The 14706-nt window shown below is 44.9% G+C and carries 15 protein-coding genes, 1 tRNA gene and 1 pseudogene; 9 read left to right on the forward strand and 8 right to left on the reverse strand.

Features of this window, described 5'->3' with window-relative positions:
• Positions 1 to 146: 146 nt before the first annotated feature.
• Both msrA and QZ918_RS31230 read right to left on the reverse strand, forming a co-directional pair.
• Positions 147 to 569: a peptide-methionine (S)-S-oxide reductase MsrA gene (msrA, locus tag QZ918_RS31225; protein ID WP_293342527.1), complete on the reverse strand. Its 423-nt coding sequence runs from the start codon at positions 567 to 569 to the stop codon at positions 147 to 149.
• A gap of 215 nt (positions 570 to 784) precedes the next feature.
• Positions 785 to 1747 (reverse strand): DNA polymerase III subunit delta', encoded by a 963-nt coding sequence (locus QZ918_RS31230; protein ID WP_293342529.1) that lies wholly within the window; start codon positions 1745 to 1747, stop codon positions 785 to 787.
• Positions 1748 to 1792: 45 nt separating this feature from the next.
• Here QZ918_RS31230 and QZ918_RS31235 point away from each other — a divergent pair, with 45 nt between their 5' ends.
• Both QZ918_RS31235 and QZ918_RS31240 read left to right on the forward strand, forming a co-directional pair.
• Positions 1793 to 1942: a hypothetical protein gene (locus tag QZ918_RS31235; RefSeq protein WP_293342532.1), complete on the forward strand. Its 150-nt coding sequence runs from the start codon at positions 1793 to 1795 to the stop codon at positions 1940 to 1942.
• Positions 1943 to 2279: 337 nt separating this feature from the next.
• Positions 2280 to 2555 (forward strand): LapA family protein, encoded by a 276-nt coding sequence (locus QZ918_RS31240; protein ID WP_293342535.1) that lies wholly within the window; start codon positions 2280 to 2282, stop codon positions 2553 to 2555.
• Positions 2556 to 2571: 16 nt separating this feature from the next.
• On the opposite strand, the gene QZ918_RS31245 is transcribed toward QZ918_RS31240, so the two are convergent.
• The 4 genes from QZ918_RS31245 to QZ918_RS31260 form a co-directional block, all read right to left on the reverse strand.
• The gene (locus QZ918_RS31245; RefSeq protein ID WP_293342538.1) at positions 2572 to 3534 is read right to left on the reverse strand and encodes a helix-turn-helix domain-containing protein; all 963 of its coding nucleotides are present in this window, start codon (positions 3532 to 3534) and stop codon (positions 2572 to 2574) included.
• 155 nt (positions 3535 to 3689) lie between these two features.
• The gene (locus QZ918_RS31250; RefSeq protein WP_293342540.1) at positions 3690 to 4754 is read right to left on the reverse strand and encodes a hypothetical protein; all 1065 of its coding nucleotides are present in this window, start codon (positions 4752 to 4754) and stop codon (positions 3690 to 3692) included.
• Positions 4755 to 5302: 548 nt separating this feature from the next.
• Positions 5303 to 5977, reverse strand: a complete 675-nt coding sequence (locus QZ918_RS31255; RefSeq protein WP_293342543.1) for an Npun_F0813 family protein — start codon at positions 5975 to 5977, stop codon at positions 5303 to 5305.
• Between the two features lie 151 nt (positions 5978 to 6128).
• A complete protein-coding gene (locus tag QZ918_RS31260; protein WP_293342546.1) occupies positions 6129 to 6329 on the reverse strand; it encodes a hypothetical protein in 201 nt (66 codons plus the stop codon).
• A 374-nt stretch (positions 6330 to 6703) separates the two neighbouring features.
• On the opposite strand from QZ918_RS31260, the pseudogene QZ918_RS31265 reads away from it, so the two are divergent.
• From QZ918_RS31265 to QZ918_RS31295, 7 genes and pseudogenes are all read left to right on the forward strand, one after another.
• Positions 6704 to 7921, forward strand: a pseudogene (locus tag QZ918_RS31265) (transposase).
• Positions 7922 to 8283: 362 nt separating this feature from the next.
• Positions 8284 to 8357, forward strand: a tRNA-Arg gene (locus QZ918_RS31270).
• A gap of 348 nt (positions 8358 to 8705) precedes the next feature.
• On the forward strand, positions 8706 to 10334 hold the full coding sequence (locus QZ918_RS31275) for a site-2 protease family protein (RefSeq protein ID WP_527250463.1): 1629 nt from the start codon (positions 8706 to 8708) through the stop codon (positions 10332 to 10334).
• Between the two features lie 138 nt (positions 10335 to 10472).
• Positions 10473 to 11426: a PIN domain-containing protein gene (locus QZ918_RS31280; protein WP_293156038.1), complete on the forward strand. Its 954-nt coding sequence runs from the start codon at positions 10473 to 10475 to the stop codon at positions 11424 to 11426.
• Between the two features lie 230 nt (positions 11427 to 11656).
• Positions 11657 to 11941 carry a hypothetical protein gene (locus tag QZ918_RS31285; RefSeq protein WP_293342549.1) on the forward strand — a complete coding sequence of 95 codons (285 nt, stop codon included), beginning with the start codon at positions 11657 to 11659 and terminating at the stop codon, positions 11939 to 11941.
• Positions 11942 to 11967: 26 nt separating this feature from the next.
• Positions 11968 to 12363, forward strand: coding sequence for an alpha-amylase family protein (locus QZ918_RS31290; RefSeq protein ID WP_293156032.1), 396 nt, complete (start codon positions 11968 to 11970; stop codon positions 12361 to 12363).
• A gap of 394 nt (positions 12364 to 12757) precedes the next feature.
• A complete protein-coding gene (locus QZ918_RS31295) occupies positions 12758 to 13555 on the forward strand; it encodes a hypothetical protein (protein ID WP_293342552.1) in 798 nt (265 codons plus the stop codon).
• A gap of 110 nt (positions 13556 to 13665) precedes the next feature.
• On the opposite strand, the gene QZ918_RS31300 is transcribed toward QZ918_RS31295, so the two are convergent.
• Positions 13666 to 13839 carry a hypothetical protein gene (locus QZ918_RS31300; protein WP_293156026.1) on the reverse strand — a complete coding sequence of 58 codons (174 nt, stop codon included), beginning with the start codon at positions 13837 to 13839 and terminating at the stop codon, positions 13666 to 13668.
• Positions 13840 to 13859: 20 nt separating this feature from the next.
• Positions 13860 to 14706: UPF0182 family protein (locus tag QZ918_RS31305; RefSeq protein WP_293342555.1), on the reverse strand; the 847-nt coding region annotated here is incomplete at its 5' end.

The following is a 14706-nucleotide window of genomic DNA, read 5'->3' on the forward strand; positions in this document are numbered from 1 at the left end:
GGTTGATGCGTTTTTTGCTGGTCATAACTTGCTCAAATGCTTGCCTGGTCAAGGTTTCATTCTATTTTACCTTTTTTCGTGTACCCCCTTGACAATTTGCACTTTTTCTTAACTTGTCACCAATGCTTCTCAATATACTGCTGGTGCTAATCCTCGGCCATATAAAATTCACCAGCGGGTTTGATTTCGGTGGCAATATCTTTGTCGTATTTACCGGAAATTTGCAATTTTTGTTTGGATGCGCGGGCGGCTTTTTCTTGTTCGGAATTATGATAAAAAATTACAGACCTGTATTGTTCGCCTCTGTCAGGGCCTTGGCGATTGATTTGGGTTGGGTCGTGGCAGTTCCAGAATATATCTAGGAGTGTTTCGTAACTGATTTGCGATCGATCGTACTCCAAGAGCACTGCTTCAGCGTGACCGGTGACTCGGGCGCAAACGTCGAGGTAGCAGGGATTGGGCCAGTGACCTCCTGTGTAGCCCGCCGCAGTCGAGATGACACCCGCAACGGTGCGAAACTTGTGTTCGACTCCCCAGAAACAACCGGCGGCAAATGTGGCTTTTTCCATTGTTTTAAGAAGAAGGAAGAGTTGACAGTTGACAGTTGACAGTTGACAGTTGATACAAGGAAGAAGGAAGAATAGAATTTGAACAAGGAAGAAGGCTTTAGTTATTTAACGTCATGAAGCCACAAGACTTATACAGCAAGATTTTTATCCAGGTTTTTATATTTAATTAGGTAGATTGCTTACTCATGCTATTGGAGTAACAATTGGCACTCTTATTATGGTTGACAGATTCCCATTAGTGTGCATTCCCAGACTAATCGCGGCTGTACGTAGTTTAGCAAATATTGGCGGGCTTTTTCTAAGGGTTCTAAGGGCGATCGACTAATTCGGCCTGCCAAAAATTGCTGCCAGTAACAATGCTGTAAATAATCAATTAACCACAACTGAGATTCAGTATCTAAAGTTTTATCAATTTCCTTAGCCAATTCCAAAGCTGACCGCAAATTTTGAGGCAATTGCTTAACTTTTTGCAGCAAATCTTCGGGTATTGATTGCAGTTGCTGCCAAATACCAATTGCTTCTCCAGGACTTCCCTGCGCCATCCCGATTACCTCGGGATGGGATAAAATCTCGGCAAATCCCCCTTGCTGCAAAACTTGTCCCATTGCTTCGGGATTCAGCCGCGAAAACTGGATTTTTTGACAGCGGGAAATCAAAGTTGGTAACAAAGCTTCCACAGTCGGAGCAATTAAAATTAGCGCTGCTTTTCCCGGTTCTTCCAAGGTTTTCAACAAGCCGTTGGCGGCTCCTTCACCCATTGTTTCTGCTTGTTCCAAGACTACGACTGAACGCCCAGCTTCTAGTGGTGGCCTGCTCAAAAATTCCCCGATTTCGCGAATTTGTTCTAGGCGAATTTGGGGCGGTGCTTTTCGCTTTAATCCTGCTTCCTCTGCTTCTTTTGTCGAAAGCCGTTTGCCTTGGTTCATGTAGGTTGGTTCTACCCAGAGCAAGTCTGGATGATTTCGCTGTCGAATGCGATTTTGCACGGATTCTCTCGATCGCGTTTCGGGAAGATTTACTGAGAATAAAAGCTCGATGAAACACTGTGCTGCTAAGCTTTTGCCGGTGCCGTTGGATCCGACAAATAGATAACCGGGAGCTATTCGGTTGCGCTCGACTGCTTGGGTTAGCAATTCTACTGCTCGATTTTGTCCGATCAATGATGTGAAATAGTCCATTTTTTAAGAGTGATATATAGCCTTTGTCCGAAAGATGAGGTACTCATGGGCATTGGGCATAGGGCATTGGGCATAGGGCATTGGGAATTGGGCATTGGGAATTGGGCATTGGGAATTGGGCAAACAGGGCAAACAGGGCATTGGGCATTGGGCATTGGCTTGCGCGGGACTCGCGGGCATACCTCACTTTTTTGAGAAAGGCTATGTACAGATTGCTTCAGGTCGAGCGGGTACATTTGTCAGTTAAATTGCCAACATTAAGGTAACATTAATATCATTCGATTTACTTGAGGTGACAGCCAATTACATACTTACAATACAATTGGAATTGTAAAGATTAAGGGATTGCAAAAAAAAATCTTTTATGTTCGATATAACAAAAGATATTATTCTCCCGTACCTACTTGACTTTGCTCCGATTTGGTTGTATATTATTTAACAATGGGATGTTTATCTAAATCATATTTTGAGTTGAGACATTTAAATTTTTAAGCAGTAATATTAGTTAAAGTGTTAGGTTGTCAGCCAGTTTATGAAAACAATTCCTCTGCTCGCCATAAGTTTTTTAGTAGCAATTTTAGCAAGTGCGATCGGCATAATCTCAGTCCAGAACGCCGCGCCAGTAGCTTTAAGCTTTATCTTGTTTAAATCCATACAGATTCCTGTAGGATTAGTATTGGCAATGAGCATTAGTGCGGGACTGATAGGCGGTGCACTGCTACAACCGCTGTGGAACCTTTCAGATTCCCAAGACTCGCGTCCCAGATTTCAAGCAAATCCAGAAGACTCGGACACCGCAGAATATTAAGTTAATTTTTCAAACCTTAGATCGAATAAACCTGACCTTCAATCAGCAGCCGAGTAATTCCCTTGGCTAGCAAGTAAGGCGCAGCTTTTTGCAACAGCCTGCCGTCTGGAATCTTGAAAACTCTTTGATTGCGAGTAGAAAATCGGCGCGCCACTCGGTGATTGTCAAAAACTGGTAGGGTTTTCTCGCGAATTTCGGCCGCTGGAATTTGACCGAGCTCGCCAAATGCTTTCAGAGGCCTAGTAATTAACTCTGCCGCCCGATCGACTACTAAATAGCAAATTTTGGGTACAGATGCTTCGCTTAAAGGCAAAACTCGAATCGGGCCTATAGCCCGAAGTTCGCTCGACTCCCCGGATATTGCACCCAGCAGACTCCCTTCAAACAGAGAATCTTCATCCTCTAAATCTTCGTCGAAGTCGTCATCTAAATCCTCCTCATCCTCATCCTCGTCTTCGTCGAAATCGCTAAAATCTTCACCACCAAGCATTGCCTGTAGTTCCCCAGTCACAACAGCACGGTGGCTGGGTTCGGCAAGATTGCCTGCTGGGGCATCTGGTAAATCAGAAACCTCGAAATCAGACTGTAAAGTTCCTGGAATTTCGATTTCTGCTACGGGTTGGGTGTCTGATACAGAACGGTTTCGGATCCTCGGCCTCAAATTTGGGGCTGACTGTGCGACGGGGACTGACTCAGACAGGGGAGTATCTCCAGGGGCGATGGAGTTCTTAGCCGGTGATTCAGCAGCCGTTTCTGTTAGTTGAGAAACGCTGCTGTTGCTACGATCGGACGAACGCTTTTGTTTTTGCTGGACTAGAAATGCGTATTCTAACTCAGACAAAGCCCCCTGAAGGATGCGCCTTACAGTCGAACTACTCACTCCGTAGCGCTTGGCCAGAGTGATAGTATTCTCGTCCGACTGTCGGTACAGCCTGAGGAGTTCCCGTTTGTCTGAATCGGAGAGTTTTGTGGGCGTCATGCCAAGTTTTCCACCAAAAAGACGTGAAAAGACGTAGGAAGTGCGATCGGCAAACTATGATTTTTAATTTTCGATTTGAAGTTGACAGATGCAGGGAAGGGCAAAAAAGCTTTCACGTTCCCCTCCCTTGCCGAAGCAACCCCAATCTCAAATCGCTACGCGCTGCGACGAGTCCGCCTGCTTTGACGAGAACGGGTGGAGATGTCATGTTCCAATACAGCTCCTATTCCGAACAGGATGCCACTGAAAACAAAAAATACTTCCAGCAAACTCCCGCTTTGATAACTACCCTCAGCCTGAGTATCGCGCCATTTGAAGTACATATCTGCGATGTAAAGCGAAAAAGTTGCAGCCGCAATCATTCTCCAAGACTGGGAAAAACGTCCTCCCCAAAACGCCAGCAGCAGCGCAGTAGCAATAATCAGCAGAAAAACGTCCCCGACGATGTAAAACAAATTGATTGCATAGGCGTAAGGTGATAGTTGCTTGTCAAGTGCGGTCACCCATTCGGGAGCTTTAGCTACTTCTGCTGATTCTTCTTCCGGTGCCGATTTAGCAGCCGCTGCTGCCGTTCCTTTTGCCTTTGACTGGGCCGAATTGTCCAAAGCAGGGGCTTTTCCTTTGGCAGCCGTTGAGTCAGGTGCAGAGCCTGTCACTACTTCCTGGGGAGCTGCCGGAGCCATTCCTAGCTGTTGTCTCCAAGAGTCCGGCGCAGCAACCCAGACAGCTACAGCAATCCCAAAGGCTGCTATTGCCGCTAACAAACCCCATTGCCAAAATTCTAGATTCAGTCGCTTGGAAGTCACAGCTAGAACCATGCCTCCGATCAGTACCACATAGCTGCCCAGATAAAACGCATCTGCTGGGGACACATCTGGGTCTAGATCGAAATAGAGTTCCCAAATCCCGAACAGCACGCCGGCGATAAAATAGAATAGCATCCCCAAACCTATTCCCAGCCAGACGTTGCGCCCGCTTGCCATGTGGGGGCTTTTCCAGTTTCTCAAACAGACTAAAGCCGCTCCTAGGTATGCCCCACATTCAAAAATATAAGTGCCGATCGAGTACCAAGGCGGTAAACCATCTTCTTGTGAAAGAGGGACGCTGAACAGCAAAAAGAACAGCAGCGCCATGACAGCCCAGACAATGCCCACAATCACGAGGGTCTGAGCTGATAGTAAAGATGTAGATGTAGATGACTTTTCTGAAGTGCTACTCATAGGGATTTCACGATACCTAACTAGCGGTTGAACGCACCCCCATCTCAATCTTTGATTGTAGATGAGGATTCTTTCGCCTAAAAACCTCGATCTGACGCTCCCGGAAAAACTGCCTTCCTCAGCGTGTTGTCGGGATTTTTGCCCTCGTACACTCTCGGAAGACTAAGCAAAAATACTATCTATTTACTAATTAAAAGAATTAGTTTTTAGTCGATGTTTTGCCCGGGAACAGATGATAGAAATACGGTCTGCGCCTTCACCATTAAGGCTTTTACCGTAGCCTATTAAACTCGGAAATTATATCCTCAAATGTTGCTTTCTCTGTTTTGGGCTTTCACACTCCCCCACTCATATCGATGATTGTGGGTGGGAACTGCGATCGAATTTTAGTTAAATTGCCAGACTGTAGCTGGCCTCTTAACTGATTTAACAATTATGTCGATCGATACAAGTTGGCAATCCAACCTGTATCTCCCTTGCCCCCGACAGTGCAATTATCTCAGCTCGATTATCTGCGCCCAATTGTCAGAGCAATTGTCAAAGATTTTCTATCCTGCGATCCACAACTTGTTGAGGGCTGATTGTTTCAGCCAATCGAGAAACTGAGTGCGATCCTGTGCTGGCATATCTTGCAGCACATCGTTCACTCCCTCAGCGAAGTCGGTATTGCCAAAATATGATTTGCCCAAACGGTGAAGTTCTTGCAATAAGGTTTTGAGATGTTGCTCTTGCCAAGGGGGCACCTTATGATTTTGCAAGGGACTAACGGTCAGCCAATTTTTGATCGCATCAGCGGAGTCTGCCTGGGGGAAGTTTCCTTGCTGAAATACCTTGGTGATATCTTTCTGAAACGATGTGGCTTGCCTTGCGCCTAAGAGGTCTTCTACGTCAAAGTAAACAGCTTGGAGGAGTAGCAGACAACCCTGCGCGAATAGCGGTGCTTTAGCGGATTCTGTACCGGCCGGTTCTTCACCGGCAAGCTGATCTAGACGGACTTTTCCCCAGACGCTGTATCTATCCGGCTCTTCTAGCAGAACACAGGCTTTGCCTCGGTTGTCGGTTAAATCCCGCCACAAGGCTCTGGCGTCTTCTGCTTGCTTGCCGTTGAAGGCGCTAATGAGACGAAAAGTCTGCCCCTGATAATTGAGAATGGGAATTTGTTGATCCCGTTTTGGGTGTTGAAAATTGGATATTTCAACATCCTGCCGTTTCAGAATAAACATGACACTGCGATTTGACTCCTGTCATGGCCGAGGTGCTGTGCTTTTGAAGATCTCCAGGCTTTTAGGCTCGGAGATGCTTGATTCAACGAGTTCACTTAAATTAGCAGGATTCCCCTCCTCAAGCGTTCCAATACTTTTTTGCTAACAAATGCTAACAAATATCTAAGCTGAGATTGTCTCTCAACCATGGCATATGAACTAATGCACGAAGGAAATTCCCCCGCGCACAACTTACGACTGCTGTACTGGCAACGCTTGATTTTTGAGCTCGTGCCGATCGGGCGATTGACTGTGTTGCTTTGATGCCGTAGAGGAAGCTGATATATGCTCCCCAACCATCAGGGATTTTCACCTGAGTCTTTCAATCCTAGTTCTACCACATTTTTCTCAAAGATCAAGTGGAGCACAGTATTAGGAAATATAACTAAATATCATAAAATTAGTCACTGTGGCTCAACTGCTATACAAAACTTGGCTCAATTTATCTCACGTTTCACGATTTAACTACAAGTAATTCCAGAGGGTCTGCTTGCTCTCTCTACCTGCTGGAGTCGGCTCCTACTGGCAGCCCTAGATTCTCGTGGAGCATCCCCCTCGGCGCAACCCGGTTATCAAAAAACTGGGTCTAAAACCCCGTCCTTATAGGACGGCTTTCATTGTAAACTTTTGCTGCGACGCCAAAAAGTTTTGTGCTCGACGAGTTAGCATAAGGTAGGAGGTAAAGCAATGCTAGTTTTTGAGTTCAAAGCTTACGGAAAATCCAGTCAGTTTGCAGCAGTTTTTGAAGCAATTCGTACAGCACAGTTTGTCCGCAATAGCTGTTTGCGTTATTGGATGGACAACCCAAAAGTTAACAAGTACGACTTGAACAAATACTGCGCGGTACTCGCTCGCGAATTTTCCTTTGCCGAGGAACTCAATTCCCAAGCCAGACAGGCTAGCGCCGAAAGAGCCTGGTCTGCTATCTCCAGATTTTACGAAAACTGTAAAAAGGGTATTCCTGGTAAAAAAGGATATCCACAGTTTCAGAAAGATTGTCGTTCGGTTGAGTACAAATCAACTGGCTGGAAGCTAGCATCAGATAGAAAGTCAATCTCTTTTATTGACAAAAAAGGAATCGGACGACTGAAGTTAAAAGGAACACGTGATTTACACTTTTATCAAATAGCTCAAATCAAACGGGTGAGATAGATAAAGCGTGCAGATGGCGTTTGCGTCCAATTCTCTATTGATGTTGACCGAAAAGAGAATACAAAACCTTCGGGAAACACAATCGGGTTAGATGTAGGACTGAAGGAATATTACACTGATTCCAACGGAGTAACGGTGGAAAATCCGAGATTCCTAAGAATTGGTGAAAAAGTTCTCAAGCGTTCCCAAAGAAGGGTTTCTAGAAAAGTAAAAGGTTCAAAAAACCGAGGCAAAGCCAGACAGATTCTCGGCAAACGCCACCTTAAAATAAGTAGGCAGCGTAAAGACCATGCAATCAAACTTAGCTGGCGTACGTAGTTGGGTCAAACGACTTAATAGCTGTGCGTAGATTTGAAGATTAAAAATATGGCGAAAAATCACTGTCTGGCTAAGTCTATTAACGACGCATCTTGGTATCAGTTTCGCATCTGGCTCGAATACTTCGGCAAAGTATTTGACAGAGTGACGGTAGCGGTAAACCCGCAATATACCAGCCAAGAATGCTCTAGCTGCGGTACGATTGTGAAGAAAACACTATCTACTAGAACGCACGTTTGTAAATGTGGGTGTGTGCTCGATAGAGATTTCAACGCAGCTAGAAATATCCTGAGTCGGGGATTGGGTACGGCGGGGCACGTCGGAACCTTTGCGAAGCACGCAAGCAACGCTTTGGGAGAATCAACCTCTACTTTGGTTGGAGAAATCCTGCACAAGCAAGTTGGCTCGTTGAACCAAGAATCTCTGTCCTTTTAGGGCGGGGAGTGTCAAACCGTCTGAGGGCCGACTTAATTTCTGGAGATATCCGATCGACAAAATATTTGGGTTGACGACTGGTTTCAGCTCAATCTCTAAATATAGCAATCCCCGCCTCGGGCGCGGACATAAATAAGCTCATGAATAGAGCCGAGACCGCGTGACACATAAACGGTTTGATGTCCGTACTCTGTAACTCTCCCCTGTCCGCTGTCAACTGTGAACTGTCAACTACCGGAACTTGCGGCCCTCCACAACCTATTTTTCTGGCTCGAACCAGTTTCTCGATCGATCAAAAAATATTTACTTGCTCGATCGCACACTCCACCGATACAATGATACTGTTAACGATTTTTTGAGTTGGGTGCGTAACTCAGTTGGATAGAGTAGCTGCCTTCTAAGCAGCGAGCCGCAGGTTCAAGTCCTGCCGTACCCGTCACACAAACCTATACAGAATAATACTTTGAGCCGTTATTTACCAAAGAGTAGGGAGTGGCTCAAATATTATTTGTTGTGCATTTGTTGTGCAAGGCAAATGCACAACACTGCCGGCCCTGGGTCAGGTGCGATCGAGCCATCCTGTCGGTAGATACGCGGTTAACTCTCATTTTTGGCGATCGACACTTATAGCTATCTGGGTATATGTTTGACACACCCGATGTGTTATCATGAAAAGCCTATTGTGTCAATAGCCCATAAGTTAAAACATCAGCAGCCGATTGTGGGCCGAGTAGCCCTCAAGAGTTATCCTTAGTGATCGGGCTATTTTTGGACAGGTTTGGATATGTTAAGAGCAATTTTATTTCATATACCCCAAAATTTAATGCTATTACTCGACCGCAGCGCGATCGACCAGTTACGGCCGGTATTGGCGCAAGCAACCGAAATGCCGATCGTTGCATCGGAAAATACCGCCACAATTGCACTGGTATTGGTTGCTGTGGGAATTCTGGGTTGGGGATTTTATCGGGCCAGACCTTTTGGCAAACTGGGAATGTTAGCTTGGTTGCAGTCAGTGGTGCTGATGAGTCCGTGGCTGCTGTTCTTTGGTTTGTTCGGTGCCGGGATTTACCTAAATCTAGTGGCGGTATTGTTGCTGCTGGTGACATCCACGGGATTGTACATTTATCTGGGCAGGCAATTACGCAAGGCAGCAGCCGATGCAGCGATCGACTCGCGCCCCGATCCGGCCCAGATCGAGTCCCAAAGCGATGGAAACTCCCCTGCAAACAAACAACCGGTACCAGCAAAAGAAATTATTAAGATCGTCACATCGCCTGCAACTAATGAATTAGAAATAATTCCCGTTCCAGTTGAAGACCTCAAGGCAATTCAAGGCATCTTTGGCATCGATACTTTCTTTGCTATAGAAACGATTCCCTATCAAGATGGGGTAATCTTGAAAGGCAATCTCCGGGGAGACCCAGAACAAGTACACTCGCGTTTGACGGCAAGTTTGCAAGAAAGATTGAACGATCGCTACCGCCTGTTTTTAGTAGAAAATCAGGACGATAAGCCGGTAGTTATTATCTTGCCCAGCACAAATGACCCGCAGCCAACTACCCTATCTCAAAAAATCCTCGCAGTCGTACTTTTGTTAGCAACAATTGCTACCAGTTTGGAAACAGCAGGTTTGTTGCTGAGTTTCGATTTCTTTAACTCGCCTGGTAGATATCCAGAAGTTCTGCCAATGGCGGCGGGAATTTGGGCGGTTTTAGGCTCAGGCGAAATTGCTCGCCGAGTTCTAGCAAATAAGTACAAGGTTGGCTTGAGTTGGCCGTTTTTTATACCAACTTTTCAGATAGGTTCTTTTGGGGCGATCGAGCGTTTTGAGTCGATGCTTCCCAACCGTAAAGTTTTGTTTGACATCGCTTTTGCTGGGTCAGCCGCTGGGGGAATAATTTCTCTGCTCATGCTGGTAACGGGTTTGCTGCTTTCTCACCCCGGCAGTTTGTTTCAAATTCCCGCAGAGTATTTCAAGGGCTCGGTTTTGGTGGGAACTTTGGCAAAAGTGGTTTTGGGTGCGGCGTTGCAGCAACAGATTGTTGACGTTCACCCGCTGGTAGTTATTGGTTGGTTGGGCTTGGTAATCACGGCGATTAATTTGATGCCTGCGGGACAGTTGGACGGAGGTAGAATTGTGCAAGCAATCTACGGCCGGAAAATTGCTAGTCGTGCTACTTTGGCGACGTTTGTGGTGCTGGCGATCGCTTCTTTAGTTAATCCTTTGGCTTTGTATTGGGCGATCGTGATTCTGATTTTACAGCGGAATCTGGAGCGGCCGAGCCTCAACGAGCTGACTGAACCTGACGACGCTCGCGCAGCTTTGGGTTTGTTGGCTTTGTTCTTAATGATTTCTGTACTTTTGCCCTTGACTCCCGCTTTAGCTGGGCGTTTAGGAATTGGCAACTAATCATCTGACCATTGGTGGGCTGGGTGCGCTTGGGCGCACCCCAGATATTTATGAATTAACCCAATAGAAAAGCTCGGAATTTGTTTAAACTTAATTTAGCAAGTAAAAATCACGGATATGAGCATCTAGGCTAAAGTTATGGCTAATCAACTTCCTCCTGTATTGGTAACTTTTGATGCGGATGTTTTGATGGCTGGCAGAACCCAAGTTTGGCAAGAATATGCCAAGGTGGGAAGTTGCTATCTCCCGGAAGTAGTGTATGACGAAATAGATTATCTGACAGGGAAAGCGGTAGAAAAAGCTCAAGAGCAAGTGGCCAGAGAGTTTATGCGCTTTTTTGCAGATAGTGGCTGGATTGTGACTGATGCTCAAGAAACGCATCGGGGCCTAGAACCCTCGATGAAAAATCAAAGCGCACAAGCAATGCTAGTAGTAGCTACAGCTCAGTGCGTTTACGGTTTGGCTCAGGAACATCCCGACGCACTGGTGGTGTTTGTGTCCAACAGTCAGCCTCTGCTGAAGCGGATAGCTTCTGTGGGGGCTGCGAATCTTTGCGGCATTACTGCGGCGATGCTGTTAAATTGGGCGAGGAAAGCGGAACGCCCGCCGGCTGCGACTCAGCAATTGCAAAGTTTGATGCGAACTTTAGCCGATCGCCAATCAACTCAGCGCTCTAACAGTAGAATACAGAATGCTGGTGTTGGCAAAACCGGGACATCTGTTAGCAAGTTCACGATGCGTGGCGATTCTGATTTGGACTCGCCCAGTAGTTCTACTAAAACTAATCAAACGGGTTTGAGTGGGAGCCCCCGTAAGAGTTCGCGCACCAATGCCAAAAAGCCGGTGCCCAGTCGCGAGGAACGGAAAGATTACGAGCCGGCTGTATATCGGATCAAACACATTACGCCTCCGAAAAAAAGGGATGGCGGTTTTCTGTCTGGTGCGTTCAATTTTTTGGGAGCGTTATTTTTCTTGACGGTAGCGGTGGGTATTTTGTGGCGAGTGTTGGATGCTCGGGGTTTTAGAAAGACTTTTGTACCGGCTCTACCGCAGCCTGTGCAACAATTTGTCAAGTCGATCGACCCTAAATGATATATCGGTCTGAAAATTCCGCTTTCTAGCTTCAATAAGGACTATCACCATCGACAGCAAGTAGCAAAAGTCTGTGATAGCCTTAATCTGTAATTGCCAGCCCGGTTAATTGGTAACTATTCACAGATTGAGAACACATCAAAATAAGCGAGAAAGCATTAGCGGAATTAGATTTTACATCTTTGCGCGATCGCAAATTTTTTCCTTCTCCTGTGGCTTGGGAAGACCAAGTGCTATATTTTTTAATGCTCGATCGCTTTTCAGACGGCACAAAAAACGGTTATGAGGACGATCGGGGAAAAGTCGTCACCAGCGGGAAAACTATCCCGAAGCTTTCCCAGACGGAACAATTTTGCCAGCCGAATTTTAAGATTCATCTAGTTATAACAAAAAAGGTTATATTAGCAATTGGGATAATTACCCTGAGTATGTCGAAGGAAATTTTTTCGTTCTCAAAGATATCCATACAGGTGAAGGAAGCACAGATTTTTACCAGCCTTCTGAGGCGCTACTAAATCTGTGCGAAGCTTACAATTTTTGGATGGCTTATACAGATATCGATGGATTTCAAGTTGATAAAGTCAAGCACGTGCATTTGGGTAAAATTCGGTTATTTGCAGAAATTATTCACGAATTTGCTCACTTAATTGGTAAGGAAAAATTTTACTCGATTGGCGAGATTACCGGAGGGCACAAACAAGCATTTTCTACATTAGAAGTGGCTGGTTTGAATGCGACTTTAGGAATTAGCGAAATCCTCGATGCCTTTGCCTACATGGTAAAAGGATATCGCGATCGCAGCGTTTATTTTTCTTTGTTCCGCAACTTTCTGCTGCTGCAAAAAGAATCTCACGTTTGGTTTAAGAATAAAGTGGTCACGATGTTTGACGACCACGACGGTAGAAAAAGGCAACCACAAAGCGCATTTTTGTGCTAGTAAAAACGGTGAAAAGGTAATATTAAACGCTTTAGATCTGGATGCGACGACTTTGGATATTCCTTGCATTTATTACAGTATCGACTACAGTTTACACAAAGTTGGGGACAGTTTCAAGTGCATTTACTAGACAGACAACACGCAAATTAATAGTAAAGTTTATGTTGAGGACAGAAAAATAAAATGTATTTCGCTGACTGTACCGCCGGCTGGGTTTATAATTAGTGAGCACGTGAACGTTAAGGGTTAGAACATTTCTAATGCGTATATTTTTATCATTTATAAGGTTTGTAGTGAGGACTTCAGTCCTCTGATTTTTGATGCGGACTGAAGTCCTCACTACAAACCTATTTTATAGCGGTTGTTCGAGCAATAATCCGGACAATTTTTTGGGGTGGTTGCTAAAACTGGCATTCTACCGTTAAGATTTCAGCCTCTGAGGAAGCTGGAACCCTTATTATACCGTTCGCGATCGCAAAATATCCGGACTATTGCTCGATCGGACATAATATTAATTAAGATTTCACTATTTGCGCCGAATTTAACAATGCTTAACTGGAACGAAATAATTAGTGGATTTGTCTTAGCTTTGGCGGGTTTTGTTTATGCTGCATTCTTTTTTGTGGTTCTTCCCTTTAGGCAGTACGATTATGCAGCACCGATTTGGGCTATAGTAATTGCGATCGGTCTGACGGTAGCAATGAATTGGCTACTATCTGAATCCTTGCTGACTGGGTGGGTTTGGGTAGCTGCATTATTTGGTTTTCAGATACCCCTGATGCTTTTTTGTAGCGAGTTTCTGGGAGGTGGACTATTGCTGCCTAGTCTGTTATTTTTTGGAACAATGATAGTAGGAGTTACGAGTATTTATACCAATTTTTCGCAATCAAAAATACTGTTGATTGTGAGTTTGTGTACAGTATTTTTCCTGACTTTAATGTACATATCTTTCATTGGTGGCTATGTGCTCAGAGGCAAAAATCCGTTTCATGGTTCTTCAAAGCAAATGCTACCGCTGTTGAATCACAAGGTAGAAATTCACACTGACGATCCCAAACAATTGCAATTCAATGGTAAAACAGGCGAACTCACTCAGATCGATCGCTATGAAGTGACCGTCAAGCTAGATGATGATAAAGTATTCTGGCCTTATGTCCAGCTTTGGTGGGAAGATGTCAAGCCTGCTAACTAACAGTAATCCTCAGAGTTATCAACTCTAAATAACTTTCTCCCCTTCTCTTCTCTCAGCGCCCTCAGAGCCATCTGTGGTTTATTTCGAGCCCGGAATTCTGTCAAGCAATTTTAATAAAGATGTTTCAAATTCAGCAAAAATTGAGCGCTAGGCAAATAGGTGATCACAAATTCACTGCTAAATAAAGCATGAATCGGGAAGCGGTGCAAGTCGCGGTTAGAAATCAGAATTAAGTTGGTAATGCCGTTTGATTGTAATTGTTGTTCGATGAATGAGAATGCCATTTCCATACACATATCATCTGTCAATTCAACGCTGGAGATGCGCCTTCTACTGGCCTCACAATTGCGGGTTTATTAGTAGATTTTGGCTGGAAAAGTGCCTTCAGTGCCTTGTCGAGATTTTCTGCCATCACAATTCGATTTTCGTAGGCAACAATCACTCTAATTAAAGTTGGCAAACTATTGCGTTCAGCCTCCAAATAAAAAGGTTCTACGTACAGCAAAGATTGTTCGATCGGAATCACTAATAAATTGCCTTGAATTGCCTTTGAACCCTGCCGGTTCCACAGAGAAATTTGTTCAGAAATTACCGGATCTTGGTTGATTAAAGCTTCTATCTGTTCCGGGCCGTAAACTAATCGCTGTTTGGGGAATTGATACAACAGCAACTTACCATAATCATCGTCATCCGATCGCCCTGCAATCCAAGCAATTAAATTATTACGACTGACTGGCGTAAATGGCAATAGCAAAATAAACTCTTCTGATGTTTCCGTCGGCAGTTTTGTAATCAAATAATACGGTTCTACGGGCTGCTGTTTGCCACCATAAATCTCATTAGGAACGCGCCACAAATCCTCTCGATTGTAAAATACCTGCGGATCTTCCATGTGATAAGTTAACAACCGTTCCGATTGAATGCTCAACAAATCTACGGGATATCTGATGTGTTTGCGGAGTGCCGGAGGCATTCTTTCTAGGGGTTTGAAGAGTCCGGGAAAGATAGCCATCCAACTCTTAACGATCGGGTCGGAAGGATTGCTAACGTAAAAATTAACAGAGCCATTGTAGGCGTCAATCACGACTTTTACCGGGTTGCGAATGTAGTTAAATTCATTTTTTCCTGGATCTGAATAGGGGTAGCGCTCG

The sequence above is a fragment of the Microcoleus sp. CAWBG58 genome, assembly GCF_020883045.1.
Lineage (GTDB): Bacteria > Cyanobacteriota > Cyanobacteriia > Cyanobacteriales > Microcoleaceae > Microcoleus.